The 26,508-nt window shown below is 72.2% G+C and carries 21 protein-coding genes; 13 read left to right on the top strand and 8 right to left on the bottom strand.

Annotated elements, in window-relative coordinates; genetic code table 11:
* Positions 1 to 106: 106 nt before the first annotated feature.
* Both ACGFRG_RS04110 and ACGFRG_RS04105 read left to right on the top strand, forming a co-directional pair.
* Positions 107 to 1,987, top strand: coding sequence for a glycoside hydrolase family 9 protein (locus ACGFRG_RS04110; protein WP_393261123.1), 1,881 nt, complete (start codon positions 107 to 109; stop codon positions 1,985 to 1,987).
* A 66-nt stretch (positions 1,988 to 2,053) separates the two neighbouring features.
* Positions 2,054 to 3,097: a trypsin-like peptidase domain-containing protein gene (locus tag ACGFRG_RS04105; RefSeq protein WP_361423889.1), complete on the top strand. Its 1,044-nt coding sequence runs from the start codon at positions 2,054 to 2,056 to the stop codon at positions 3,095 to 3,097.
* Positions 3,098 to 3,324: 227 nt separating this feature from the next.
* On the opposite strand, the gene ACGFRG_RS04100 is transcribed toward ACGFRG_RS04105, so the two are convergent.
* Positions 3,325 to 4,785: a multicopper oxidase family protein gene (locus tag ACGFRG_RS04100; protein ID WP_361423892.1), complete on the bottom strand. Its 1,461-nt coding sequence runs from the start codon at positions 4,783 to 4,785 to the stop codon at positions 3,325 to 3,327.
* A gap of 470 nt (positions 4,786 to 5,255) precedes the next feature.
* On the opposite strand from ACGFRG_RS04100, the gene ACGFRG_RS04095 reads away from it, so the two are divergent.
* From ACGFRG_RS04095 to ACGFRG_RS04075, 5 genes are all read left to right on the top strand, one after another.
* Positions 5,256 to 5,498 carry a hypothetical protein gene (locus ACGFRG_RS04095; RefSeq protein ID WP_361423895.1) on the top strand — a complete coding sequence of 81 codons (243 nt, stop codon included), beginning with the start codon at positions 5,256 to 5,258 and terminating at the stop codon, positions 5,496 to 5,498.
* Between the two features lie 70 nt (positions 5,499 to 5,568).
* Entirely contained in the window at positions 5,569 to 6,816 is a 1,248-nt protein-coding gene (locus ACGFRG_RS04090; RefSeq protein WP_361423898.1) for an SPFH domain-containing protein, read from the top strand.
* Positions 6,817 to 6,913: 97 nt separating this feature from the next.
* Entirely contained in the window at positions 6,914 to 7,387 is a 474-nt protein-coding gene (locus ACGFRG_RS04085; RefSeq protein WP_393261118.1) for a luciferase family protein, read from the top strand.
* A gap of 114 nt (positions 7,388 to 7,501) precedes the next feature.
* Entirely contained in the window at positions 7,502 to 8,206 is a 705-nt protein-coding gene (locus tag ACGFRG_RS04080; protein WP_361423901.1) for a hypothetical protein, read from the top strand.
* 142 nt (positions 8,207 to 8,348) lie between these two features.
* A complete protein-coding gene (locus ACGFRG_RS04075) occupies positions 8,349 to 8,960 on the top strand; it encodes a sigma-70 family RNA polymerase sigma factor (protein ID WP_361423904.1) in 612 nt (203 codons plus the stop codon).
* Positions 8,961 to 9,072: 112 nt separating this feature from the next.
* Here ACGFRG_RS04075 and meaB read toward each other — a convergent pair whose 3' ends face one another.
* The 6 genes from meaB to ACGFRG_RS04045 form a co-directional block, all read right to left on the bottom strand.
* Complete coding sequence (gene meaB, locus ACGFRG_RS04070; RefSeq protein WP_393261114.1) at positions 9,073 to 10,065, bottom strand: methylmalonyl Co-A mutase-associated GTPase MeaB; 993 nt, start codon at positions 10,063 to 10,065, stop codon at positions 9,073 to 9,075.
* Positions 10,066 to 10,071: 6 nt separating this feature from the next.
* Complete coding sequence (gene scpA, locus ACGFRG_RS04065; RefSeq protein WP_361423910.1) at positions 10,072 to 12,276, bottom strand: methylmalonyl-CoA mutase; 2,205 nt, start codon at positions 12,274 to 12,276, stop codon at positions 10,072 to 10,074.
* Positions 12,273 to 14,123, bottom strand: a complete 1,851-nt coding sequence (gene mutA, locus ACGFRG_RS04060) for a methylmalonyl-CoA mutase small subunit (RefSeq protein ID WP_393261111.1) — start codon at positions 14,121 to 14,123, stop codon at positions 12,273 to 12,275. Before mutA ends, scpA begins: the two co-directional genes overlap by 4 nt.
* Before the next feature lie 142 nt (positions 14,124 to 14,265).
* A complete protein-coding gene (locus ACGFRG_RS04055; RefSeq protein WP_361423916.1) occupies positions 14,266 to 15,672 on the bottom strand; it encodes a pyridoxal-phosphate dependent enzyme in 1,407 nt (468 codons plus the stop codon).
* A 166-nt stretch (positions 15,673 to 15,838) separates the two neighbouring features.
* A complete protein-coding gene (locus ACGFRG_RS04050) occupies positions 15,839 to 16,660 on the bottom strand; it encodes a tyrosinase family protein (protein ID WP_361423919.1) in 822 nt (273 codons plus the stop codon).
* Positions 16,661 to 16,703: 43 nt separating this feature from the next.
* Positions 16,704 to 17,129 (bottom strand): tyrosinase cofactor, encoded by a 426-nt coding sequence (locus tag ACGFRG_RS04045; protein ID WP_393261107.1) that lies wholly within the window; start codon positions 17,127 to 17,129, stop codon positions 16,704 to 16,706.
* A 557-nt stretch (positions 17,130 to 17,686) separates the two neighbouring features.
* Between ACGFRG_RS04045 and ACGFRG_RS04040 the strand changes: the two genes are divergently transcribed.
* Complete coding sequence (locus ACGFRG_RS04040; protein WP_393261105.1) at positions 17,687 to 18,325, top strand: TetR/AcrR family transcriptional regulator; 639 nt, start codon at positions 17,687 to 17,689, stop codon at positions 18,323 to 18,325.
* 78 nt (positions 18,326 to 18,403) lie between these two features.
* On the opposite strand, the gene ACGFRG_RS04035 is transcribed toward ACGFRG_RS04040, so the two are convergent.
* Positions 18,404 to 19,798 (bottom strand): CAP domain-containing protein, encoded by a 1,395-nt coding sequence (locus tag ACGFRG_RS04035; protein WP_393261102.1) that lies wholly within the window; start codon positions 19,796 to 19,798, stop codon positions 18,404 to 18,406.
* 263 nt (positions 19,799 to 20,061) lie between these two features.
* On the opposite strand from ACGFRG_RS04035, the gene ACGFRG_RS04030 reads away from it, so the two are divergent.
* The 5 genes from ACGFRG_RS04030 to ACGFRG_RS04010 all read left to right on the top strand — a co-directional run bounded on the left by ACGFRG_RS04030 (position 20,062) and on the right by ACGFRG_RS04010 (position 26,470).
* Positions 20,062 to 21,174 (top strand): cytochrome c oxidase assembly protein, encoded by a 1,113-nt coding sequence (locus tag ACGFRG_RS04030; RefSeq protein WP_393261100.1) that lies wholly within the window; start codon positions 20,062 to 20,064, stop codon positions 21,172 to 21,174.
* A gap of 317 nt (positions 21,175 to 21,491) precedes the next feature.
* Positions 21,492 to 21,692, top strand: a complete 201-nt coding sequence (locus ACGFRG_RS04025; RefSeq protein ID WP_361418245.1) for a hypothetical protein — start codon at positions 21,492 to 21,494, stop codon at positions 21,690 to 21,692.
* Positions 21,693 to 22,044: 352 nt separating this feature from the next.
* Positions 22,045 to 23,235 carry an acyl-CoA dehydrogenase family protein gene (locus ACGFRG_RS04020; protein WP_361418242.1) on the top strand — a complete coding sequence of 397 codons (1,191 nt, stop codon included), beginning with the start codon at positions 22,045 to 22,047 and terminating at the stop codon, positions 23,233 to 23,235.
* 109 nt (positions 23,236 to 23,344) lie between these two features.
* Positions 23,345 to 24,250 carry an oxygenase MpaB family protein gene (locus ACGFRG_RS04015; RefSeq protein WP_361418239.1) on the top strand — a complete coding sequence of 302 codons (906 nt, stop codon included), beginning with the start codon at positions 23,345 to 23,347 and terminating at the stop codon, positions 24,248 to 24,250.
* Between the two features lie 18 nt (positions 24,251 to 24,268).
* Entirely contained in the window at positions 24,269 to 26,470 is a 2,202-nt protein-coding gene (locus tag ACGFRG_RS04010; RefSeq protein ID WP_393261097.1) for a tetratricopeptide repeat protein, read from the top strand.
* Positions 26,471 to 26,508: the final 38 nt, after the last annotated feature.

The following is a 26,508-nucleotide window of genomic DNA, read 5'->3' as shown; positions in this document are numbered from 1 at the left end:
GCGGGGAACTGCGCGACCAGCCACACACGGTCCGCAGCCAAATATCCGCCCTCTCAGCGGAGCGTCCCTCATCCTCCCCTCATGATCCGCGCGGCAAGCTGACCCCATGCTTTCGAGAATCCCCGCCCCGCGCGCCCGCGCCATATCCCTGACCCTCGCCGTGGCCCTCGGCGCCGGAGCGGTCTGGTACGCACTGCCCTCGGCGGGCGCCCCGGCGCCCTCCGCCGAAATCCGCGTCGACCAGGCCGGTTATCTCACGGGCGAGCACAAGGAAGCCTTCGTGCTGGGCCGTGACGACGCCCTCGCGGGGGCCCGCTTCGAGGTGGTGGACGAGTCCGGCCGTACGGTACTCGGCGGCGCGCCCGGCCCCCGTACCGGCAGCTGGAACAAGGCGTACGAGTCCGTGCGCACCCTCGACCTGTCCGCGCTCACCGCACCCGGCACCTACCGGTTGAAGCTGACCGGCTCGGCCACCGCCACCTCGCCGCGCTTTCGCGTAGCCCCCGCGAAGGAGCTGATGGAGAAGCTGGCCGCCGACAACGTCCGCTTCTTCCAGGTCCAGCGGGACGGGGCGGACGTCGTACCGGGCGGCGAGCTGAACCGTAAGCCCGCCCATCTGAATGACCGTCAGGCAACCGTCTACGCGACCCCCCACTACAACGGCGACGGCACGGAGCTGACCGAGCCGCTGCGGCGGGTCGGCGGGCCCGTCGACGTGTCGGGCGGCTGGTTCGACGCGGGGGACTTCCTCAAGTTCACCCACACGGCGTCGTACTCCACGGCCCAACTGCTGCTCGCCCAGCGGGCGTTGCCCGATGCGCCGGGGGTCGCCGCCGAGGCGCGGCACGGCCTGGCGTGGCTCGACCGGATGTGGGACGGCCGCACCGGCACCCTCTACGCCCAGGTCGGCATCGGCGCGGGCAGCAAGGACTTCCGCAGCGACCACGACATCTGGCGGCTGCCGGAGGCGGACGACGCGCTGAAGGCGTCCGAGGGCGACCCCGACCACACACTGAAGCACCGGCCGGTGTTCCGGGCGAACGAGCCGGGCGAGCCGATCAGCCCCAACCTCGCGGGCCGGGTCGCCGCCGCGTTCGCCCTCGCCGCGCAGACGGACGCCAAGAGCGACCCCGAGCGGGCCCGGCAGTGGCTGGAGAAGGCCGCGGCGGTGTACGGGCAGGCCGACACGGAGCACACCGGAGAGCTGGTCACCACGTTCCCGCACAGCTTCTATCCGGAGGACTCCTGGCAGGACGACATGGAGTTCGGTGCCGTTGAACTCGCCCTCGCCGCACGGCAGTTGGGCGACGACCGGGCGGACCGCTGGCAGCGGGAGGCGGGGGAGTGGGCGCGGAAGTACATCTCCTCGGACGCGCGCGGGACGCTCGGGGTCGCGGACGTCAGCGCGCCGGCCCACGCCGACCTCGTACGCCTGGCGCCCTCCGACGAGGCCGTCGGCGATCTGCGGCGCCAGCTGACGGACGGTGAGAAGCGCGCGGCCAAGGACCCGTTCCGGGCGGGCGCGGTCTACACCGACTTCGACGCGGTCCCGCACACCTTCGGCCTCGTCGCCACCGCCCGCCTCTACGCGAAGGCGACCGGCGACCACCGCTACGACGCCTTCGCGGCGGGGCAGCGCGGCTGGGCGCTCGGCGCCAACGCCTGGGGCACCAGCTTCATGATCGGCACCGGCGAGGTCTTCCCGCACTGCCCCGAGCACCAGGTGGCCAACCTGGCGGGCAGCCTCACCGGCGAGGGCGCGATCCTGCGCGGCGCGGTGGTCAACGGCCCCAACGCGGCGGCGAGACTCGGCGAGCACAACTCCTTCGACACGATGCGCCCCTGTGAGTCGGGCACCGACACCTGGAAGCGCTTCGACGGCAAGGGCGCCCGCTACCTCGACCACGTCGGCGCTTGGCAGACGGTGGAACCGGCCGACGACTTCACCTCCACCGCGCTGCTGGCGTTCGCCCTCACGGCGGTGTGATCCGTCCGGGGAGCACCCCGGGGGAGTCGCACGTACCTGAGCGGACCGCTCGTGCACCATGTCCGCATGATCTTCCACGACGGTCCGGACCTGCGGCGGGCACGGCGGCGCAGAACGTCCCGGACGCGGCTCTCTCTCGCGCTGGCCGCGTCCGGCGCGCTTCTGCTGGCCGGTGGCGCCGCCCACGCGGTGGACGCGCGCCCCGGGCCGCACCACCGGGCCCCCGGTGACGGCGACTGGTCGGACGCGGACGCGCTCGGCTTCTGGACGCCCGGGCGGATCGCCGACGCCACCGACCCCGCCCGGCCGGGGAACGGCGCCACCACCGGCCTGCCCGGGCCCCCGGCGGCCGCGGCGGGCATCCCGACCGCCGAGCACATCCCCGGGCTCGCGTCGGTCGGCGTCCTGTTCACCACCACCGGCCCGGACCCGACGGACGGCGAGATGCGCGCGCACAAGTGCTCGGCGAGTGTCGTGGAGAGCGGCGGGCGCAACCTCGTCCTGACGGCTGGTCACTGCGCGGGCGGCCGGGCCGTGTTCGTACCGCAGTACCGCTCGGAGACCGAGCTGGAGGACCAGCCGTACGAGTTCTACCGGGTCACCGACTGGTATGTGGACAACAAATACGTCCGCAACACCAAGGCGGCCGTCTCCGACCTGGACTACGCCTTCGCGCGGCTCGCGCCGGGGCCCGGTGGCCGCAACGTCCAGGAGGTGGTGGGCGCCAACAAGCTGGTCCGTACGCCCGGTTACCAGCAGGACGTGACGATGATCGGCTACCCCCGCGTGGGCCGCAATCCGGACGATCTGCCGGTGCGCTGCCCGGCCCGGTCGGGGCGGCTCTCGGGGTACCGGCAGATGCGGGTGGTGTGCGCGGGCATGTGGGGCGGCGTCTCCGGCGGCCCGTGGTTCTCCGACATCGACTGGGACTCCGGCACGGGCCAGATCATCGGGAACGTCGGCGGCTTCCACGGCGGCGGCCCGGACGTGCCCGAGTCCGACCCCCGCTACAACCAGATCACCTACAGCCCCGTCTACGGCGACCGCTTCTTCCGGCTCTACCGGGACGCACAGGACAACCGGCGTCCGCACTACGGGGAGTACGGCTGATACGCACCCGCGCGAGGCGGTTGGGCGGACGGCGGGCGGGCGCCGGGCATCCGGGCCCGCCCGCCGTCCTGGCCGCGCCGCGGCCCACCGCCATGGGTACCCTCGGGGCCGCCTGGCGGGGGCGCAGGAGGCAGGAGGGGGCGGGGCCGCGGGGCGGCCGTTCGAGGGACGAGCGGGGGCGTCACCGGGAAGTCCCGGCGCGCCCCCGTCGTGGCGGAGTCAGGGCGTCAGACGACTTCCATCGTCGCCATCATGCCCATCGACGCGTGGTCGAACATGTGGCAGTGGTACACGTACTTGCCGCGGTAGCCGGTGAAGGTCGCCTGCACCTTCACCTTCTCGCCCGGCATCAGCCGGACCGTGTCCTTGAGCCCGAACTCGGGACCGGACGTCACCGGCACGCCGTTGCGTTCGAGCACCCGGAACTGCACCAGGTGGATGTGGAAGTTGTGCGGCACCCGCTGGTTGACGTTGGAGACCGTCCAGATCTCCGTGTCGCCGTACTGGATGGTGTTGTCGACGCGCTTGTCGTCGTAGAGCTTCTCGTCGATGTACCCGAGGCCGTTCGGGTTCGTCTCGTCGACGCGCAGCACGACGTTGCGGTTGACGGTGGCCGCCGGCAGCTCGGGCAGCGTGCGCAGCCGGCTCGGGACGCGGCTGTAGTCCGCCGCCTGCCGGGTCACCCGGAACTGGAGGACCTGCGAGGCGGGGCTGCCGGGAGGCGCGTTCTCGGTGTTGGTGAGGACGATGGTGGTGCCCTCGTCGTACTTCGAGAAGTCGATGACGATGTCCGCCCGCTCGCCCGAGGTGAGCGAGATCGTGTCGGTCGTCAGCGGGGCCTCAAGGAGGCCGCCGTCGGTCCCGATCTGCTGGACGGTCGAGCCGTCCGACAGCTTGAGGGTGAAGAACCGCATGTTGGAGGTGTTGTACAGACGGAAGCGGTACTTGCGCGCCGCGACCTCGAAGTACGGCCACGCCTTGCCGTTGGCGAGGATGACGTTCCGGTTGCGGAAGTCGTTCATGACGTACAGGAGCTGCCCGTTGTCGTCGAACCGGGCGTCACGGATCGCGATCGGGATGTCGTACGCGCCCGACGGCAGCCCCAGCGCCTTCTCCGGGAGGTCCATCAGCGTGTAGAAGCCGGTGAGCCCGCGGAAGACGTTCTCCGACTCGATGTGGTGCGCGTGGTCGTGGAACCACAGGTTCGCGTTGTGCTGGTTGTTCGGGTACGTGTACGTCTTCTCGTTGCCCGGCTGGATGAGGTCCATCGGAGTGCCGTCGCTCGACTCCGGGACATGGCCGCCGTGCAGGTGGATCGAGGCCGGCGAGGGCAGGCTGTTGCGCTGGGTGACGACCACGCGGTGGCCCGAGCACGCCTTGATCCAGGGGCCGGGGAAGACGCCGTCGAAGGTGCGGACGGTCGTCTGCTTGCCCGGAATGATCTCCGTCTGGACTTCCTGCATCTCAAAGCTGTAGTACGCGGTCGTCCCGGATATCCGGTCCGGCTTCGTGACCTCGGGGACCGGCATCTCCTGCGCGAACTTGGGGATGGTGGTGGGGTCGATGTCGGTCGGGGCCTGACCGTCGGCCTGTGCCGCGCTGCTCAGCGTCGGCACCAGCAGCCCCGCGCCCCCCACGGCGCCGGTGAGCGCGACACCGGCCTTCATCGCGTTCCTGCGTGTGATCATCAAAGACTCTCCCAGCGACACATGCTGAGGACGCCCCCGCGGCGCCCTGGCGGTGATCGTGCGGGCGGCGTACGGAGAGTCCGCAGCCTGCCGCGGCCCGCCACGCGGCCCGACGAGTGGGTCGGCTCGCCGCCGCATGGCCGGCAGTCCCGGGGAACGGCCCCACCTCGTCCGTGAAGCTCTGCCCCGGGGTAGTACGTGGTGGTGGCGCCCTTCCGGGGTGGGGCCCGGCGCGACGCGGTAGATCTTGCCCCCAGTCTCCTGGTGGCGCTGTGGCCGAACAAGCCACTCTGGTTTCAGAGTTGTGTCAGATTTCGCAAATTACTTGTCAGTTGTGTAGGAGCCATGGCATGTGAACGTCAGAGTCCGTCAGGTCCCCGAGGATGGGTTGTGCGGGATCGGGGAGCTATGGTCAGAAGTCAGGATCGGTCGCGTGTCCGGATCCATGACGATGGGAGGTGGTCCGGGCGATGGAGCAGGACGACGCCGTGATCGGCTGCACCGGGGAAGTGCTGATCGGCACGCGCGGCCCCGCGGGCCCCGGCGAGGTCCTGGTGCGCGTCCGGGGCGGCTCCGAGACCTTCCTCGCGTGGTCCGAGGAGCCGCTTCCGCGCGGCGCGAAGGTCCTGGTGGTGGATTCACGCGGGATACGTCAGGTCGACGTCATCGAATGGTCCGACCCGCTCCAGGAACTGGGCATCGAGTCCGCATAGCACCGGCGCTCCACGTCACCGAGTACCGGCTGTTCCAGCACACCAGAAACAGAACAAAAGGGAGACCAGGATGTTCGGTTACCGCGTTCCCGCCCCGGACGAGGCGATGCTGATCTCGGGCGGCAGGCGGGGCCTGGGAGGTGCGCCGTTCCGGGTGGTGACCGGCCACGGCAAGTTCGTGCTCCCCATCTTCCGCAAGACCCGGTTCCTCACCCTCGCCATGTGCGAGTCCGAGGTCACCGAGACCTGTGTGACGCGCCAGGGCATCGCGCTGAGCGTGCGGGCCGTGATCGCCTTCAAGGTCGGCAACGACAACGAGAGCATCGTCAACGCCGGCCAGCGCTTCCTCTCCGACCAGGAGCAGATGTCGGTCCTGACCGGCCGGATCTTCGCCGGTCACCTGCGCGCGATCATCGGCTCGATGACCGTCGAGGAGATCGTGACGGAGCGCCAGAAGCTGGCCGCCGAGGTCCTGGACACCTCCAAGGCCGAGATGGCCAAGATCGGGCTGATCGTGGACTCGCTCCAGATCCAGTCCATCGACGACGGCGACACCGGCTACATCGACGCCATGTCGGCCCCGCACAAGGCGGCCATCCAGCGCCAGGCCCAGATCGCCCAGGCACAGGCCACCCAGGCCTCCGTCGAGGCCGAGCAGGAGGCCGCCCGCAACCAGGCCGAGTACGCCCGCCAGACCGCCGTCGTCAAGGCCGAGTACTCGGCCGAGGTGGACCGCGCCCAGGCCAAGGCCGCCCAGGCCGGTCCGCTCGCCCAGGCCCACGCCCAGCAGGAAGTCCTCGCCGCCCAGACCGAACTGGCCCTTCGCCAGGCGAAGTTGCGCCAGCAGCAGCTGGTGGCCGAGATCGTCAAGCCCGCCGAGGCCGAGGCCGAGCGGATCCGGGTGCTGGCCGTGGCGGAGGCCGAGCGGATGAAGATCCAGGCCGCGGCGGCCGCCTCGTACGACCGTGTCGCGCTGGACCGGATGCTCATCGACCAGCTGCCGCAGATCGTCAAGGAGGCCGCCGGCGGCCTCGCGGGCGCCAACGTCAACGTACTGAACGGCGCCGACGGGCTCGGCGAGATCGCGGCGGGCCTGGTCGGCCAGGGCCTGACGATCCTCGACTCGGTCCGGCAGAACCTGAGCGGTTCCGGCCAGGGCCAGGACAAGGGCGACGGCCCCGGCAACGGCGGCGCCTACCTTGAGCTGCCCGGTTACCCCGGTACGGCAGGTAAGGGCGCGGCGGAAGGGACCCGGGGGCCGAGGGGCAAGGACGACCCGCAGGCCGGGCGCGGTGACGGCCCGGTGCAGCTGGACTAGTCGGATCCCCCTCCTGTACGGCCACGGAATGGTCAAGCGGCGCACGAGAAGGTTGATGGGGGTGTCCTGCGGGTGAATCGTGCGCGAGGATGGGGTTATGACCGCGGCCCATCGCGCCATGGCTCAGTTGGAGACATGGCCGAATCTGGTAAGTGGCCCGCCCCGGTGCGCCGTTGGGCAAGCCTTCCGCACGACGGAGTACGAGGTGGTGCACTTCCACTCGGACAGTGCCGCTGATCTGCACCTCACCCATACGGCGATAGAACGGCTGCTGCCCGAGCTGCGGAGCAGCACGGCGATCCGGGTGACACCCGGATCCGCCTGGCTCACGGTCCTGCTCGACTGCGACGCCGACGTCGAGCTTCTGCTCAGCCTGGTCAGTGTGGCGCTCAAGGCCCACGGCGACGCCCGGCAGCGGCATCCGGGGGCCCCGTGCGAGTGGTACGCGGCGGTCCCCGGGCCGTGCGCCGCGGTCACGGCGGGCGCGGCCCCGGCCGTCGGGCACGGCCTGGTCCCCGCGGCCCGACGCGCGATGGGACGGCTGCTGCCGCACGGGCACAGACCGCTCTGAGAGTTCGCTCCGGCCCGTCGCCTGTCGCCCGTCCGTTCCCGTCGCCGTACCGGAGATCTCCCGGGCTCCCCCGGCAGTCGGTGCGCGGAGGGCGGATGCGAGGATGAGCGCGCCATGACTGCCGGAGACTGTTGCCGCACCGTGCGGGCCGCGATGTTCGCGGCCCTCTGTGTGCTGCTCACGGCTTTCGGGCACGCCCTCATGTCGGGTGCGCCGGTGCCCTGGTGGGCGCTCGGGTGCGCGACGCTCGCCACCGGCGCCGCGGCCTGGTGCCTGGCGGGCCGCGAGCGCGGCTTCGGCCAGGTCGTGGCCGTCGCGGTGGTCGCGCAGGCGGTGCTGCACGAACTCTTCTCGGTGGCCCAGGAGGCGGCGCGGCCGTCGTCCATGGCGTCCATGTCCATGCCGATGGCGCACATGAACATGCCCATGGACATGCCGATGGGCAGGGCGCCGGGGCAGAGCGCCGAAGCCATGGGCCACATGGGCTCGATGGGTCACACGGGATCCATGGCGCACATGGGATCCATGGGTCATGACATGGCGGGGATGTCCTCCACCGGCATGTTCGCCGCCCACCTCCTCGCCGCGCTGCTCTGCGGCCTGTGGCTCGCGTACGGCGAGCGGGCCGCCTTCCGGATCCTGCGGGCCTTCGCGGGCTGGATCTTCGCCCCGCTGCGGGTGGCCCTGCTCCGCGCCGTGGCGCCGAGCCGCCCCCGCCCGCGCGCCCACCGGGACCGTACGGTCCGGGTGCCGCGTCGGCTCTTCCTCGTTCACGCGATCACCTCAAGGGGTCCGCCCGTCGGGACCGCTGTCGTCTGACGACAGCCGGTTTCCCGCGGCGCCTTGGGAGTTGTCCTCCCGGTGCCCCGGGCATCGGCCGCACGCCCGTGTGCCGCCGTACCCCTTTCACCGGACCCGCGCCACTTCCGCGCGCCGGTCCGGACCCGGATCCCAGAAGGACATGCAGGTGATCACTTCTGCCCCGCGCCGCCCGCGCGACGAGTCGACGGACCAGGCGATAACGGCCTGGGCGCTTGCCGCCCGCGGCGGCGACCCCGAAGCCGTCGAGCACTTCGTGCGCGCGCTGCACCGCGACGTACGCCGTTATGTCACCTACCTCGGCGCCGATCCGCAGGCCGCCGACGATCTCACCCAGGACACGTTCCTGCGCGCGCTCGGCAGTCTGCACCGCTTCGAGGGCCGCTCCTCCGCCCGCACCTGGCTGCTGTCGATCGCCCGCCGCGCGGTGATCGACAACCTCCGGTACGCGGCCGCCCGGCCCCGGGTGTCGGACACCGACGACTGGCAGTCCGCCGCCGAGCGCGCCCAGCCCCGGGGGCTGCCCGGCTTCGACGACGGGGTCGCGCTCGCCGATCTGCTGGCCGCGCTGCCGGACGAACGCCGTGAGGCCTTCGTCCTGACCCAGCTGCTCGGGCTGCCCTACGCGGACGCCGCCCACGTCAGCAACTGCCCGGTGGGCACGGTCCGCTCCCGCGTGGCCCGAGCCCGAGCGGCCCTCATCGAGCACCTGAACAACGCTGAGGGTGCGGCGCTGGCGGGCGCGTCGGCGTAGAACACGAAGTTGGCCCGGACCTTTCGGTCCGGGCCAACTTCCAGGGGTGCGGGGCTGTGACATTGTGCGGCTCCGCCGCGGTGCACGGTCCGCACCCGAACGCGAACCACCTTCACCGCACCCCGGGCGCCCCCTGAAACGCGCTCAGAATCCGCTCCGCAGCCAGAGTGGCAGTCAACTGGCCATCCCGAACGCGCTGCTCCAGAGAAGGAGCCAAGGCACGCACATCCGGATGGGCCCGCAGACGGCCAAGAAGCTCGTCCTGGACCATCGACCAGGTCCAGTCCACCTGCTGGTCACGACGCTTCGCGGCGAGCCGCCCGGTGGAGTCGAGCAGCGTACGGTGCTGGTCGAGCCGCTCCCAGACGGTGTCAAGACCGCTGGACTCGCGCGCGCTGCAACTGAGCACGGGCGGCGTCCAGGCGGCGTCCGCCGGGTGCATCAGACGCAGCGCGCCCGCCAGTTCCCGCGCCGCCGACTTCGCGTCGCGCTCGTGCGGCCCGTCCGCCTTGTTCACGGCGATCACGTCCGCCAGCTCCAGGACACCCTTCTTGATGCCCTGGAGCTGGTCGCCCGTGCGCGCGAGTGTGAGCAGCAGGAACGAGTCGACCATGTTGGCCACCGTCGTCTCGGACTGGCCGACGCCGACGGTCTCCACCAGGACGACGTCGTAACCCGCCGCCTCCATCACGACCATGGACTCGCGGGTCGCCTTGGCGACGCCGCCGAGGGTGCCCGCGCTCGGCGACGGGCGTACGAACGCCGCCGGATCCACCGCCAGCCGTTCCATCCGCGTCTTGTCGCCGAGGATGGAGCCGCCGGTACGGGTCGACGACGGGTCGACGGCGAGCACCGCCACCCGGTGGCCGAGCCCGGTCAGCATGGTGCCGAACGCGTCGATGAAGGTGGACTTGCCCACGCCCGGCACACCGCTGATGCCGATCCGCCGCGCGGCGCCCGTGTGCGGCAGCAACTCGGTGAGCAGTTGCTGGGCGAGCGCGCGGTGGTCGGGCCGGGTGGACTCGACGAGGGTGATCGCGCGCGCGATGAACGCGCGCTTCCCGTCGAGCACACCCTTGACGTAGCTGTCGAGATCGATGCGCACGGGCGGCTACAGCTCGTCGTGGCCCAGCGCCGCGCCGAGCCGCGTCACCAGGTCGTACGCCGCGTCCGGGATGACCGTCCCCGGCGGGAAGACCGCCGCGGCGCCCATCTCCAGCAGGGTCGGGACGTCCTGCGGCGGAATGACACCGCCCACCACGATCATGATGTCCTCCCGGCCCTCGGCGGCCAGCTCCTCGCGGAGCGCCGGTACGAGGGTCAGGTGACCGGCGGCGAGCGACGACACACCCACGATGTGCACATCCGCCTCGACCGCCTGCCGGGCCACCTCGCCCGGCGTCTGGAACAGCGGGCCGACGTCGACATCGAAGCCGAGGTCGGCGAAGGCGGTCGCGATCACCTTCTGTCCCCGGTCGTGGCCGTCCTGGCCCATCTTGGCGACGAGGATGCGCGGACGACGGCCTTCCGCCTCGTCGAAACGATCCACCAGCGCGCGCGTGCGGTCCACCGAAGGGGACTCTCCTGCCTCGTTGCGGTAGACGCCGGAGATCGTACGGATCTGGCCCGCGTGCCGGCCGTACACCTTCTCCAGGGCGTCCGAGATCTCCCCGACCGTGGCCTTCGCCCGGGCCGCGTCGACCGCGAGCGCCAGCAGGTTGCCCTCCAGGCCCTGGCCCGGGCCGCGCTCGGCGGAGGCGGTGAGCGCGTGCAGCGCGGCCTGGCAGGCCGCCTCGTCGCGCTCCTCGCGCAGCCGCCGCAGCTTGGCGATCTGCTGGGCGCGCACCGAGGAGTTGTCGACCTTGAGGACGTCGATCTGCTCGTCGGTCTCGACCCGGTACTTGTTGACGCCGATCACCGGCTGGCGCCCGGAGTCGATCCGCGCCTGGGTGCGGGCGGCCGCCTCCTCGACGCGCAGCTTCGGGATGCCCGCGTCGATGGCCTGCGCCATGCCGCCGGCCGCCTCCACCTCCTGGATGTGCTGCCAGGCCCGCCGGGCCAGGTCGTACGTCAGCTTCTCGACGTACGCGCTGCCGCCCCACGGGTCGATGGAGCGCGTGGTGCCCGACTCCTGCTGGATGAGCAGCTGGGTGTTGCGCGCGATCCGGGCCGAGAAGTCGGTCGGCAGCGCCAGCGCCTCGTCGAGGGCGTTGGTGTGCAGCGACTGGGTGTGGCCCTGCGTCGCGGCCATCGCCTCCACACACGTACGCGTGACGTTGTTGAACACGTCCTGCGCGGTCAGCGACCAGCCCGAGGTCTGCGAATGGGTGCGCAGCGAGAGGGACTTGGTGTTCTTCGGGTCGAACTGCTTGACCAGCCGGGCCCACAGCAGCCGGGCCGCCCGCATCTTGGCGATCTCCATGAAGAAGTTCATGCCGATCGCCCAGAAGAAGGAGAGCCGGGGCGCGAACGCGTCGACGTCCAGGCCCGCCTCCTGCCCGGCCCGCAGATACTCCACCCCGTCCGCGAGCGTGTACGCCAGCTCCAGGTCGGCCGTCGCACCCGCTTCCTGGATGTGATAGCCCGAGATGGAGATCGAGTTGTAGCGCGGCATCTTCTGCGAGGTGTACGCGAAGATGTCGGAGATGATCCGCATCGAGGGCTTGGGCGGGTAGATGTAGGTGTTGCGGACCATGAACTCCTTGAGGATGTCGTTCTGAATGGTCCCGGCCAGCTTCTCGGGCGGTACGCCCTGCTCCTCGGCGGCCACGATGTAGAGCGCGAGAACGGGCAGCACGGCCCCGTTCATCGTCATCGACACCGTCATCCTGTCCAGCGGAATCCCGTCGAACAGCTGGCGCATGTCGTAGATGGAGTCGATGGCCACACCCGCCATGCCGACGTCACCGGTGACGCGCGGGTGGTCGCTGTCGTAGCCGCGGTGGGTCGGCAGGTCGAAGGCGACCGACAGACCCTTCTGCCCGGCGGCGAGGTTGCGCCGGTAGAAGGCGTTGGACTCCTCGGCCGTGGAGAACCCGGCGTACTGCCGGATCGTCCAGGGCTGGTTGACGTACATCGTCGGGTACGGGCCGCGCAGATACGGCGCGACGCCCGGGTAGGTGCCGAGGAAGTCCAGGCCCTCCAGGTCCCGCGCGGTGTACAGCGGCTTGACCGCGATGCCCTCCGGGGTCTCCCACAGCAGATCGCCGTCGGCCTTGCCGGTGGACTCCTTCACGGCGGTGCGCCACTGGTCGTCGGAGCCGTCGGCGCCGGCGCCGGAGGTCAGCGGCAGCTCCGAGAAGTCGGGGATCGTCATGACGCCACTCCCAGGCGGTCGAGGGCGGAGGTCAGTACGGCGACCGCGTCGCAGCCGGCGAAGACGTACTCGTCGACGCCCGCGTACGCACCGCGCCCGGCCAGGAACACATGCTTGGCGCCCGCCGCCTTGAGAGCCTTGGCGACCGCCTCGGCCTGCTCCTCGTACAGCGCGTCGGAGGAGCACACGCACGCCACGGCGGCGCCGCTGGCGGCGAACGCCTGGGCGGCCGTGGTGGCGTCCACCGACACCGGGTCGTGGACCGGCTCGATGCCGCCGGCCTGGAACAGGTTGGCGGCGAAGGTCGCGCGCCCGGTGTGGGCGGCGGCCGGGCCGAGCGCGGCGAGGAACACCCGCGGGCGGGCGCCGGTCCCGGTGAGGTGCGCGTCCGAGCGGGCGCGCAGTCCCTCGTACGCCTCGTCGCGGCGCACCCTGGGCAGTCCGCCCGACGGCACGGCGGGGGCCGCCGCGCGCTCGACGGGACGCTCCGCGAGGTGCGGGAACTCGCTGACGCCGGTGACCGGTTCGCGTCGGCGCGCCAGCTTCTTGCTCCGCTCGGCCCAGGTCGCGGCGAGCTCGTCGCCGACCAGACCGGAGCGCAGGGCCGCGGCCAGGCCGCCCGCGCGCTCGATCGTACGGAAGAACTCCCAGGCGGACTCGGCGAGTTCGGTGGTCAGGCGCTCCACGTACCAGGAGCCGCCCGCCGGGTCGATCACCCGGGCCAGGTGCGACTCCTCCAGGAGGATCGTCGAGGTGTTGCGGGCGATGCGCCGGGCGAAACCGTCCGGCAGGCCGAGCGAGTGGTCGAAGGGCAGCACGGTGACGGCGTCCGCGCCGCCGACCCCGGCGCCCAGGCAGGCCACCGTGGTGCGCAGCATGTTCACCCACGGGTCACGGCGGGTCATCATGACCGGCGAGGTCACCGCGTGCTGGCGCTGGGCACCCGCGGCGGGGGCCCCGCTCGCCTCGGCGACGCGCGCCCACAGCCGCCGCGCCGCGCGCAGCTTGGCGATGGTCAGGAACTGGTCGGCGGTGGCCGCGTATCGGAACTCCAGCTGCGCGCAGGCCTCCTCGACGGACAGGCCCGCCGACGTGAGCTCGCGCACATACGCGACGCCGGTGGCGAGCGACGCGCCGAGCTCCTGCGCGGCCGAGCCGCCCGCCTCGTGGTACGGCAGCGCGTCCACGGTCAGCGCCCGCAGCCCCGGGTACCGCTCACCGCACAGGCGCGCGAGTGCCACGGCCGGAGCCGCGTCGACCGCCTCGCCGGTACGGGCCTCGTGGCCCAGCGGGTCGGCGCCGAGGTTGCCGCGCGCCGCCTCGGCGGGGACGCCCCGCTCGGCGTACAGATGCAGCAACTCCTGTGCGGCGGCCTCGAATTCGGCGCCCGCGTCCAGGACGACGGGCGCGAGGTCGAGGTAGACGCCGTCGAGTGCCCGGGCGAGCCCGGAGACCGGAACGCCGCCCCGGCCTACGGCCAGCCAGAGCGAGGTGACTCCGTTCTCCAGGTCCGCGAGCACGGCGGCGTTGGCCGCGGCGGGATCCGGGTCGGCATGGCGCTGTCGTACGCCCCAGCCGTCCGCCGCGTTGCCCTCGGCCCGGCTTCCCCGGACAAAGGGGGCGAAGCCCGGATATCCGGCATCGGGCGCGGAGTCTCGCGCGGTGTACAGGGGCCGGGTGGTGAGCCCGTCCTCCACGGGGGTGGACAGCGCTTCCTCGGCAGCCGCGCCCGAGACATCTTTACCCGATTTGCGCAGCACGCCTTCCACGAGGCGCTGCCACTGCTCATGGGTTGCATCAGGGAACTCGGCGGCCAGCGAAAGCCCGTCGTCAGGCAGGACCGTCATGCTCAGATGCTAGGGCAGTGGCGCAAAGGTGCAGCAGGGGGAAGGGCTGTGACCTTGCCCTCTCCGGAACGCTCTTGATCCTTCCAGGTGGATGCCCTATTTCAAGAACATATTCGAGGGCGCCTTCAAGGGCACCCACTTCTCAGAGCAGCTTGCGCAGCTGATCCCGGGTGATCAGTCCGATGCCCTGGCCGTCGTGCAGCACCACCGCCACCTCGTCGTCCCGCTTCTCCCACTCGGCGAGGACCGCTTCGGCCCGCTCACCGGCGCCGAAGTGCGGCAGCGGCGCTGCGAGGTGGTCGCGTACCAGCGCGTCCGGCGCCACCTCCCCCCGCTCGACGGCTGCCGCCAGCGCGTCCAGCGACACGGAGCCCGCGAGCTCCGGCGCCGTCGGACGGCGGTCGGGGCCCACCGGGCACGGACCGGCCGGCAGGACCGGCGGCAGCCCGAGATCGCGCCGCGCCCGCAGCGCGGTCAGCGCCTCGGCCACCGTGCTGAGCCGGTTCACATAGGGGAGCGGCGCGGCCCGCAGGGAGTCCGGCACCGCGTCCCCGGCCCGCGCCGCGCCGTCCTCGCCGTCCAGGAAGCCGAGCCGCAGCAGCCACGCGTCGTTGAAGTACTTCGACAGATACTGCCGTCCGGAGTCCGGCAGGATCACCACGACCAGCGACTCGGGGCCGAGCCCGGCCGCCACCCGCTGCGCGGCCGCGACCGCGAGACCGGCCGAGCCGCCGACCATCAGCCCTTGCTCCCGGGCGAGTTGACGTAGTGTCAGCAGGGCGTCGCGGTCGCCGACCGGGATCAGCTCGTCGACGACGTCCTGGTCGTAGGACTCGGGCCAGACGTCCTCGATCGTCTCCGGATGGCGCACATGTCCGGCCGCCTCGACGAAGTACGGCCGACCGTCGCCGCCCGAGTACACGGAGGCCGCCGGATCGGCTCCGACGACCCGCACGGCGCCGCCGCTGACGTCCTTGAGGTAGCGGCCGGTCCCGCTGATGGTGCCGCCGGTGCCGATGCACGACACCAGATGCGTGATCCGCCCGTCCGTCTGGCGCCAGATCTCCGGCCCGGTCGTCGCGTAGTGCGCCCCGGGGTTGGCCGGGTTGTCGTACTGCCCGGCGAGCCAGCTGCCCGGCGTCTCCTCGGCGATCCGGGCCGCCGTGTTGAACACGTTCTCCGGATCCTCGACGGGCAGCCCACCGCGCCGCACGACCACCTCCGCACCGAACCCGCGGAGCGTGGCGATCTTCTCGGTGCTCGTCTTGTCGGAGACGACCAGCACGGCCCGGTAGCCCTTGGCCGCGGCCACCATGGCGAGCCCGGCCCCGGTGTTGCCGGAGGTAGCCTCGACGACGGTGGCGCCCGGGCGCAGCAGCCCGTCCCGCTCCGCCTGCTCGATCATGTGCAGACCGATGCGGTCCTTCACACTGCCGCCCGCGCTCAGGTATTCGAGCTTGGCGTAGAGCGGGGCCGAGCCCTCCGGCGTGCGCAGCCGCACCATCGGTGTGCCGCCGACGAGTTCGAGCACTGACTCATGAACGTCCATGCTGTGAGCTTACGAGGCGTGCGGGTGGCGGAAAGGACGTCGGGCCCGCCCCTGGAAGCCCGCTGTGGTGTCCGGCGTCCCCGCGTCCCCGCGTCCCGAAGGGGCGCGGGGACGCGGGGACGGCCACACACGGTCCGCGGCCGAAGCGCACAGTCCCGCGGAGCCCTTACGCGTCGAACGTGTAGAACTTCTTGTGGTCCAGCATGTCCGCCGGCGTCACGTTGTTCCACGGGCGCATGGTGTCGTGCAGATCCACGACGTTCGGCGTCCCGGCGGCCGGGAGGTAGGGCGAGTCCGCGTGGCGCTCCTGCCACTGCGCCCAGAGCCGGTCGATGAAGGCGTGGTGCAGCCAGAACACCGGGTCGTTGGGGGAGACCCCGGTGGCCATCTGGCCGCCGACCCAGACGTGCACCCGGTTGTGCAGATTGACCCCGCGCCAGCCCTCCAGGTGGTTGCGGAAGCCGTCCGAGGCGCTGTTCCAGGGGGCCATGTCGTAGGTGGACATGGCGAGGACGCTGTCGACCTCGGCCTTGGTGGGCAGCTGCGGGACGCCCGCGCCGAGCGCGCGGCGCAGGTAGTTGCGGCCGTCCACCCGGACGTTGATGGTCCACTTGCCACCGGCGGAGGCGAACGGCCCGTCCATCACCTGGCCGTCGCGGCTGCGGCCGGTGCCGCCGAGGAAGTCGGCGGCCCACAGGGAGGAGGCCGTGGTGCGGTCGGCCGTCCAGTCCCAGTACGGCAGCGCGACGGAGGAGTCCACCGCCTGCAGTGCCTGCTCGAACTCTATGAGGAATCTGCGGTGCCACGGCAGGAACGACGGCGAACGGTGGCCGACGCGGTCGGTGTCGTCGTTGTCGCTCATGATGAAGGAGTTGTGCGTGGTGACGAAGGTGTCATAAGTGCCATTGCGCTTCAGCGTCAGAACGGCGTTCACGAAACGCCGCTTCTCGTCCGCGGAGAGAGCCGCCTGGTTCTTGCGTACGGTCATGGAGATGCTCCAGAGAATGGTGCCGTGCGGGCGAGAGGGAAGGTCAGGCGAGCGGGACGAGCGTGGCGCCCTGGAGCTCCACCACGGCGGCGCGGGCCACGGCACGCGGCGTCGCGAAGGTCTCGTAGTGGTTGACGACACTGATCCAGGTGCCGTCGGCGTTCCGCATCACATGCAGTTCCTTGCCGTCTATCTGCACGGAGTAGCCCCCGTGATGGGCGTGTTCGCCGCCCTGCGTGGGCGCGCCCTGTATACGACGGCCCTGGTAGACCTCGTCGAACGGCGCGGGTGCGCTGTGGCCCGTGTGGTCCATGCCGCCCATGTGGCCGCTGTGTTCGTCGCCCGCGGCGGGGACGACACCGTGCGCCGGGGCGCTCGACGTCGCGGCGTAGGCGGTGCCGGCCAGGCCGAGGCCGGCGACCGCGCTCGCGGTGATGCCCAGCGCGCTGCGGCGGGTGAGTTGGGACATGGGTAACCCCCTGTGGTTCAACGGTTGCTCGGTGGTGGTCCCGCGCGACTGAGGGCCTTCAACGCGAACGCGTAGCCCGATCAGCGCGGTTGACGGCTCGCCGACGGGCCTTCGTCCGGCTTGGTCATGGCCGGGAGGCCCGTCGGGGACCGTCCGGACCCATGCCTACAGCCCGGCAACGAAACGGCAAAGCGCGGCCCAAGCGGTTGGCCGCAATACGGACATGTCCAGATTCGAAGTGCAAGATTGAACAAAGATGATCTTGCTGTTCGCCCCTCGCCGACTCCCCAAAAGTGCAGATCCTTCACAGAAGTTGTCAGTCTTGTGAAGATTTTGTTGCCGATGCGGTCACGGTGTGGCCACGCTCACGTGCGAAAGCTGGCCGGTTTCGCGCCTGGAGCGGCGGGGGCGGCGGCGTGATCCACCGGCCCGATCCGGCGGTGCTCAATCAATCTGTACGGCCGCTGTGCGACTGCTGTTGAGCGGTTGTCAATTGCTCGGTCATCCGCTGTGGCGGGGTGGCGCGCACTGGCGCGAACCGCTCGTACACTGCGGGCATGTCCGGAAAGCGCATCACCCGCCTGACCCCCGACCAACGCAGGACCCAGCTGGTCGACATCGGGCTGGAGATGCTCGCCTACCGCTCGCTGGACGAGCTGTCCACGGACGAGGTGGCCCGCCGGGCCGGGATCTCCCGGGGCCTGCTCTTCCACTACTTCGACTCCAAGCGCGACTTCTACCGCGCGGTGGTGGCGAAGGAGTGCGCGCGGTTCATCGCCGCCGTCGAGCCGGACCCGGCCCTCGCGCCCGTCGCCTGGCTGCGGTCGTTCATCGACGGCTTCGTCGCCTACGTACGCGAGCACCGCCTGGTGTTCGTCGCCCTCGTCCGGGGCGCGTCCGGCAGCCATCCGGCGGTCGCGGACATCCTGGGGGAGACGCGTGAGGCCGTGGCCCGCCATGTGATCGACGCGCAGCGGCGCATAGGGCTGCCCCCGTCGCCCCGGCTCGACATCGCCTCGCGCGCGTGGATGGCGTTCGCCGAGGAGGCCGTCACCAGCTGGCCGCTGGAGGAGCCGGACGCTCTCGACGAGCTGGCGGGCTTCCTGGAGTCCAGCTTCGTGAGCCTGCTCGGCACGCTGGACCGCCCCGTGCTCCTGGTGGACGCGGCAGGTCTCGGCCGGGAGCTACAGGGCTGAGACGGCGGCAGCCAGCCCCCCGAGTGCGCTGTGGTGATCGGCTCCGGAGAGCGGGTCGCGGCAGCCGCCCCCGAGGCGTCAGACCAGGCCGAACAGCTGGGTCCAGTACGTGCCCGCGCGGCCCCCGCCCGCGAAGCCGACGCCTATGTGGGTGAAGTCGGGCTTGAGGATGTTGGCCCGGTGGCCGGGGCTGTTCATCCAGCCCTCCACCACCTCGGCCGCCGTGCGCTGCCCGCACGCGATGTTCTCGCCGATGCCCCGGTGCGCGGCCCCGGCCGCCCGCGCCCGGTCCCAGGGCTCAAGGCCCTCCGGTGAGGTGTGCGAGTAGAAGCCGCGCTCGGCCATGTCCGTGCTGTACGCCTGGGCCGCCGAGGCGAGCCGGGTGTCGTCGGCCAGCGGGCGCAGTCCGGCCGTGGCGCGGTGGCCGTTGGTCAGCGCGACCACCTCCGCCACCGTCCCCCGCAGCCCTTCCGCGCTCAGCGGCCTCGCCCAGAGCGCGGTCCAGTAGACATCGCCCGTACGCCGGTCGACGGCGCTCGCGATTCCCGCGTCGGTGAACGCCGGGTCCCGCAGCGGGCGGCGGGTGTGGGGGTCCTTGAGGCAGTACGTCAGGAAGTCGGCCGGGCTACGCGGCCCGGAGACCAGGTGCTCGGCGACGGTCAGATACGCGTACCCCCGGATGGTCACCCGCTGGAAGACGGACACGCCGTCCGGGCTCTCCACGCTGAGGCGGCCCTGGGCGGCCATGGTCGCGGCGTGCGCCTCGGCGGCCGAGACGAGACGTGCGTCGATCGTCACCGGCGGGGCTCCGGCCCAGGCCCGCTCGGCGTTGACCAGCGCCCCGAAGCCCTCGCTCCCGTGGCCTCCGTCCGGCCCGGGGCGCCGGGCGGCCGGGACCGGGGGCATGGGGGGCGTGGGCATCTGGACCGTGGCCATCGGGGGCGCCGGCATCTGGACCGTGGGCGCGTGGGCGGGCGGGGGAGGGGCCGGGTCCTCGTCGGTCACGTCGACCCCGAAGTCGCGGGCCACCCCCGCGAGCCCGTCCGCGTACCCCTGTCCCAGCGCGCGGACCTTCCAGCCCGTGCCCCGCCGGTAGATCTCGGCGAGCAGCAGCACGGTCTCCCGGTCGGGCCTCGGCGGGGTGAAGCGGGCCAGGAGCTCGCCGCCCGGACCGCTCAGACGCAGGCTCGGCACGGGGAGGCGGCCGAGCGGGGTGTCCGGGTCGGCCGGGCTGACGACCACGGTGATCCGGCTCGCCCCGGCCCGCAGACGGCGCGGATCGACCGTGATGACGTCGTCCGTGAGCCGGGTGCCCGGCGCCGACGGCTGGTTGTAGAAGACGAAGTCGGCGTCGCCGCCGACCTTTCCGCTGTCGTCGGTGATCAGTACGGACAGGTCGAAGGGCCCCGGGACACCGATCGTCAGCACGCCGTCCGGGAGCGGCCGATTGCCTCCGGGAACCAACTCGCTCATCGACACCACCCGTTCACACCCAGCCGCCGCGATCCGCCGTCGCGCCGTGCTGTGGGGAGAACGCGGCGGGGGCGGCCCCCGGTTCCCGCCCCCGGCGTGTCGCCCGCACCGATTCACCCGGGCCGCCGACACGTCGTACGACGTGGTCGAAGAACCCCTTCCGGGGGACTCACCGGAACCCCGATACGGGCGGCCCGGCGGCGGGGACTACGGTGAACGCGGTCCGCGTCAGCCCTGCGGGCCGGTGAGGAGGCCGGGCCGGAATGTCCGGAACGCAACAACTGATCGAAGCCGTCGCCGGACAGCCGCCGTCGCAGTCCGTCGCCGCGGCCGAGCTGCCGCGGCTGACCTGGGGGAACTTCCCCTCGCACTGGCAGCTCGACGTGCCCGCGCTGGTGCTCGTCGTCGTGCTCGGCGCGCTGTACGGCTGGGGCGTGCTCCGGCTGCGCCGCCGGGGCGAGCCGTGGTCGGTGGTCCGAACCGCCGTCTTCGCGGTCCTCGGGCTCGGCACGATCGTGTTCGCCACCATGTCGGCGCTGGCCGTCTACGACGAGGTGCTGTTCTGGCCCGCCGCCGTGCAGAACATGCTCCTCGACCTGATCGCGCCGCTCGGCCTGGCGCTCGGCGACCCGCTCTCGCTGGCCCTGCGGGCGCTGCCCGAGCGCACCGCCGGGCCCGTTCGCCGCGCCATGACCGGCAAGGTGGCCCGCATCCTGGCGTTTCCGCTGGTCAGCTCGGCTCTGGTGCTCGCGTCCGAGCTGTGCGTCTACTTCACCCCGTACTTCGAGACCGCTCTGCGGGACGGCGCTGTGCACCAGCTGATGTACCTCCAGCTGCTGCTGGCGGGCAGCCTCTTCGTGCTGCCGCTGCTCACCAAGGAGGAGCTGCTGCCGAAGTGGTGCGGGCACCCGATGCGGGCGGCGTTCGTCTTCCTGGACGGGATGATCGACGCGGTGCCGGGCATCGTCGTGATGACCAGCGGCTCGGTCATCGCGGGCAGCTGGTACTCGCGGCACGCCCCCGACTGGGCGCCGGACCTGCACGCGGACCAGCAGCTCGGTGGCGGCGCGATGATCACGCTGGCGGAGCTGGTCGGGGTGCCGTTCCTGATGGTGATCTTCGTCCAGTGGGTACGGGCCGAACGGGCCGAGACGGCCGCGCTCGATCGGCGCCTGGACGCGGAGCTGGTGCCCGCGCAGGCGCCGCCCACGGCCGTCGCGGCCTCCCCGGTTGCCTCGGCTTCCCCGGCTGCCCCGGCCGTCGCCGCTGCCACGGCCGCCGACGCCCCGGAACCCGCCGAGGCCGAGCTCGTACGCCCTTGGTGGGAGTCCGACAACGGCGTCATCGGCGAGCGGATGCGGCGCCGGCGGCCCTGAGAGCCTGTCTTTGAACCCCCGCCTGCGCTGCGACGCCCGGCACGCACGCTCGCCGCACGGTGTGCCAGGACAGGTGGCTCCGCCACATGACCTGGCACACCGCACGCCGATCGCACACACCGACCGCCGCTGCGCCCGCCCTCCGGGCGGACGACGGGGGTTCAAAGACAGGCTCTAAGCCCGGTCGCCCCGGCCCCGGACGGACGGCCCCGACCGGCTCGTACGACTGGGCTGAACGGGTGACATCGCCGGGGCGGATGCGATCCGGGTGACAGGGGACCAGAATGGAGCCCAGCCGGACGAACAATGGAGGCGGCATGAACGCTAAGTCCGAATCCGCACCGCAGCGGGAGGCGGTCACTCCCGATGCGCTGCTGCACACCGGTTCGGGTGGTGAGGTCACCGCCGAGGACCTGGTGCTGGCGTCCGGGCGCGACATCACGCCCAAGAGCCTGGCGTGGGCAGAACGCCGGCTGGCGGACGACGGCCCCGCCGCCCTGGACAAGCTGCTGCCATAACGCGGACCCCGGAGGCGGGGCGCGGTGCCCTCCCGCCCTGCCCCGGATCCCGGGAGCCGCCGATCCGACCCGGACCCCGGGAGCCGTCGCCTGCGCGCGGCCCCGGGGTCCGTGGCTTCACGCGCGCGTGCCCGTGGCCGGAGCCGCCATGACGCGCGTACGCATGGCCGGGCACCACGATCGGCCATCCATCCCCCCCATCCCCCCATCCGTCCTTCCGGATTCCCTCCAGGTTCCTTCCAGATTTTTGCAACACGTTCTACTGTGCCCCCGTCCCACGGCCCGGCGTTCGGCGCCGTGGGTGCGCACCGCGACGGACACGGGGACGGACAGCGAGACGCCTGGAGGGGCCGTGCACCTCGAATACACGCCTGAGCAGCAGCGGCTGCGCGCCGAACTGCGCGCCTACTTCGTCGAGCTGGTGCCCGACAACGCGTACGCGCGCTATGCCGAACCGGCCGCCCAGAAACGCTTCTACCGCGAGACCGTGCGCCGCCTCGGCGCGGACGGCTGGCTGGGGGTGGGCTGGCCCCAGGAGTACGGCGGGCGCGGGCTCGGCGCCATGGAGCAGTTCATCTTCTTCGACGAGGCCGCCCAGGCCGGGGTCCCGCTGCCGCTGATGGCGCTGAACACGGTCGGCCCGACGCTCATGCGGTTCGGTACGGCGGAGCAGAAGGCGTACTTCCTGCCGAGGATCCTCTCCGGCGAGATCGACTTCGCGATCGGCTACAGCGAGCCGGACGCGGGGACGGACCTGGCCGCCCTCAAGACCAGGGCCGTACGGGACGGGGACGAGGACAGCGGCCACTACACGGTCAACGGCCAGAAGATCTGGACCACCAACGGCGACACCGCCGACTGGGTCTGGCTGGCGGTGCGCACCGACCCCGACGCGCCGCCGCACAAGGGCATCACCATGCTCCTGGTGCCGACCTCGGACCCGGGCTACTCCTGCACCGTCATCAACACCCTCGCCTCGCACGACACCACGGCGAGCTACTACGAGAACATCCGCGTCCCCGCCTCCCGCCGCGTCGGCGAGGAGAACAAGGGCTGGCGCCTGATCACCAACCAGCTCAACCACGAGCGCGTCACGCTGGCCGCGCACGGCACCATGGCCATCCGCGCCCTGCACGACGTCCAGCGCTGGGCGATGGACACCAAGCTCGCCGACGGCCGCCGCGTCATCGACCTCGGCTGGGTTCGGGGCCGCCTGGCCCGTACCCACACCAGGCTCGACGCGATGAAGCTCCTCAACTGGCAGATGGTGAACGCCGTCCAGGACTCCACCCTCACCCCCCAGGACGCCTCCGCCGTGAAGGTGTACGGCTCCGAGGCGCGCCGCGACGCGTACGCCTGGCTGATGGAGGTCGTCGGCGCGGCGGGCCCCCTGAAGGAGGGCTCGGCCGGCGCGGTACTCCGCGGCGACCTGGAACGCGGCTACCGCTCGGCCGTGATCTTCACCTTCGGCGGCGGCAACAACGAGATCCAGCGCGAGATCATCTCCTGGATCGGCCTGGGCATGCCCCGGGTACGCCGCTAGACGGGCGGGCCCTCCATCGGACAGGCCCTAGGGCCTGTCCGGCGTGCGGCCGAATCTGGTGTCGCGGCGCGATCCCCGACACACTGGCCCTGGCAGGAGGTGGCGGCCCATGGGTGGTTCAGGGGTCGGGGACGCGGATCCCGGGTACTTCGGGCCCGAGTCCGTGACCTGGCAGATGCACGGGGACCCGATGATGTGGGTCGCCGGGGTGCGGGCGCTCTATCTTCAGGCGCTGCACCCGCGTGCCGTGCGCGGGGTCATGCAGAACAGTGACTTCCGCAAGGACGCCTGGGGGCGGCTGCTGCGCACCGCGCGGTTCGTGGGCACCCTCTCGTACGGGACCAAGGCCGACGCGGAACGGGCCGGCGCCCGGGTCCGGCGCATCCACGGGTTCCTGAAGGCCGACGACCCGGTCACCGGCGAGCGGTTCCGGATCGACGATCCCGAGCTGCTGCTCTGGGTGCACTGCGCCGAGGTCGCGAGCTATCTGGACGTCCTGCGTCGCTCGGGGTATCCGTTGAGCGACGCGCAGGCCGACCGCTATGTCGACGAACAGCGCGAGGCCGCCCGGCTCATCGGGCTCGACCCGGCCGGCGTGCCGCTGTCCACCGCGCAGCTCGACGCCTACTTCGCGGACGTGCGGCCCCGGCTCGCCGCCACCGCGGACGCGCGCGAGGTGGACGACTTCCTGCGGCGGCCGCCCGTTCCCCCGCTGCTCGTCCCCGTCCGCGCGGTGCTGTGGCGGCCGGTGGCCAGGCTCGCCTATGACTCGCTGCCCGCGTACGCGCACGAGTTGTACGGGAGGCCCGCGCCTGCGGCCGCGCAGGTCAGCCGTCGGCTCCGGGGCGCCGGGCGGCTGCTGCGCCGGATCCCCGCGACCCTGCGCTGGCAGCTGCCGCCGAAGCACATTCTGCGGGCCGTGGCGCGACTCGGGCCCGGAACTCGCCCTTCACCGTACAAACTTCGCAGACAGGCCGCCATACTGGACGGAGCCGGGGAGGGCGCAGCGGAGTGACGGGGGCGACATCGCGCGATGGCGGACACCAGGCTGATCCACGGCCGGTACCGGCTGCTCGATCTGATCGGGCGCGGCGGGATGGGCGAGGTGTGGGCGGCCCGCGACGAGTCGCTGGGGCGGCGCGTCGCCGTCAAGTGCCTCAAGCCACTCGGTCCGCAGCACGAGCAGTCGTTCGCCAGGGTGCTGCGCGAGCGCTTCCGGCGCGAGGCGCGGGTCGCGGCCGCGCTCCAGCACCGCGGCGTCACCGTCGTCCATGACTTCGGGGAGTACGACGGCGGGCTCTATCTCGTCATGGAGCTGCTCGACGGCCGCAATCTGAGCCAGCTCCTGGAGGACAACAAGGGGCATGCGCTGCCGGTCGCGGACGTCGTGGACATCGCCGAGCAGCTGGCGTCGGCCCTCGCGTACACCCATGAACAGGGCATCGTCCACCGGGACTTGAAGCCAGCCAACATCATGCGGCTCGGCGACGGCACCGTGAAGATCCTCGACTTCGGCATCGCCCGCCTCGGCGCCGACATCGGCTTCACCTCGCGGCTCACCGGCACCGGCATCGCCATGGGGACCCCGCACTACATGTCGCCGGAGCAGATCGGCGGCGCCCCCGTCGACCACCGCAGCGACCTGTACTCGCTGGGCTGCGTGCTGTACGAACTGGCCACCGGGGCGCCGCCGTTCGACCTCGACGACGCCTGGGCGATCCTCGTCGGCCACCGCGACACCCCGCCCGAGCCGCCGCGCGGGCGGCGGGCCGAACTGCCCGAGTACATCGAGCGGGTGGTGCTCGACCTGCTCGCCAAGGAACCGGCGCAACGGCCCGCCGACGCCCGGGAGCTGGGGCGCAGGCTGGTCGCCGGGCGCGGCCGGTTCGCCGTCAGCGGCGTGCTGACGCAGGCGCCGTCGGCGCGGGCGCCCCGGCTGCCGTCCTGGACGCGCGGGATGACCACGGGTCACAAGGCGACCGGCGGCGCCGTGCCAGACCCGGCCCCGCCCGACCCCGACGCGAGCCTGACCGGTGCGTGGACCACCGCGCTTCCGCCGGCCCCGCCCGAGCCCGACCGGCCGCCACCGCCGCCGGCGGAGCTCCTGGCCGCGCTCACCGACCGCCACAACGCGGCCCTCGACCTCGGCCTGCGCGGCCGCTGGGCGGAGGCGGGCGAGGTGCACCGCGCGGTCGCCGCCGAACGGGAACTCGCGCTCGGGCCCGACCACCCCGACACCCTGGCCAGCCACTACGAGGTCGCGTTCACCCTCGGCAGGACCGGGCGCGCGGCCGACGCCCTGCGCGCGTTCGAGCAGGTGGCCGAGGCCCGGGCCCGCACGCTCGGCCCCGACCACCCGGCGACCCTCGACGCCCGCCAGGAGACCGCGTACGCGCTGGGCCGCCTCGGCCGCCACTTCGAGGCCCACCAGGTGTACTCCTCGGTGCTCGCCGACCGGGAGCGCACGATGGGCCCGGACCACCCGGCCACCCTGCGCTGCCGCCACAACCTCGCCTTCAACCTGGGCAGTCTGGGGCGCCTTGAGGACTCGTACGCGATGGCCCGCGAGGTGGCACAGGACCGGGCCCGGGTGCTCGGCCCGGGCCACCCGGACACCTTGGTCAGCCGCAACGAAGTCGCGTACACGCTCGGCCAGTTGGGGCACTGGATCGAGGCGTTGCAGACCTATCGCGAGGTCGCCTCGGCGCGTACGGCCGTGCTCGGCCCGGACCACCGCGACACCCTCGCCACCCGGTACGAGATCGGCATCAGCCTGGGCCGGCTCGGGCGCAGCGCCGAAGCCCTTGAGCTGTACCGCGTGCTCGTCGACGACCGCACCCGCGTCGACGGCCCCGACGACCCCGAGACGCTGCGCGCCCGGCACGGTCTGGGCGTCAACCTCGGGCGCCTGGCCCGCTGGGAGGAGGCGCTGGCCGAGTCCCGCGAGGTGGCCGCCGTACGCGAACGGGTCCTCGGCGCCGACCATCCCGACACGCTGGTCAGCCGGCGCGAGATCGCCGTCGGGCTCGGCTGGCTCGGGCGCTGGACCGAGGCGCTGACCGTCTACCGCCAGGTGGCCGACGCCCGCGAGCGAGTCCTGGGCACGGCCCACCCGGACGCCCTCACCAGCCGGAACGACGAGGCGCACTGCCTGGAGCAGCTGGGCCGCGGGACCGAGGCGGTCGAGCTGTACCGGCGGGTGGCGGCGCTGCGGCGGCGGGGCCGGGGGAGCTGAGCGCTTCGTACCCTGGCCGTCGCGGATCACCCCGTGCT

Origin of the sequence: Streptomyces sp. NPDC048696, assembly GCF_043198895.1 — a bacterium.
In the GTDB taxonomy this organism is placed as follows: domain Bacteria; phylum Actinomycetota; class Actinomycetes; order Streptomycetales; family Streptomycetaceae; genus Streptomyces.
The sequence above is the reverse complement of the archived record's forward strand: the minus strand, read 5'-3'. Positions and strand labels throughout refer to the sequence as shown.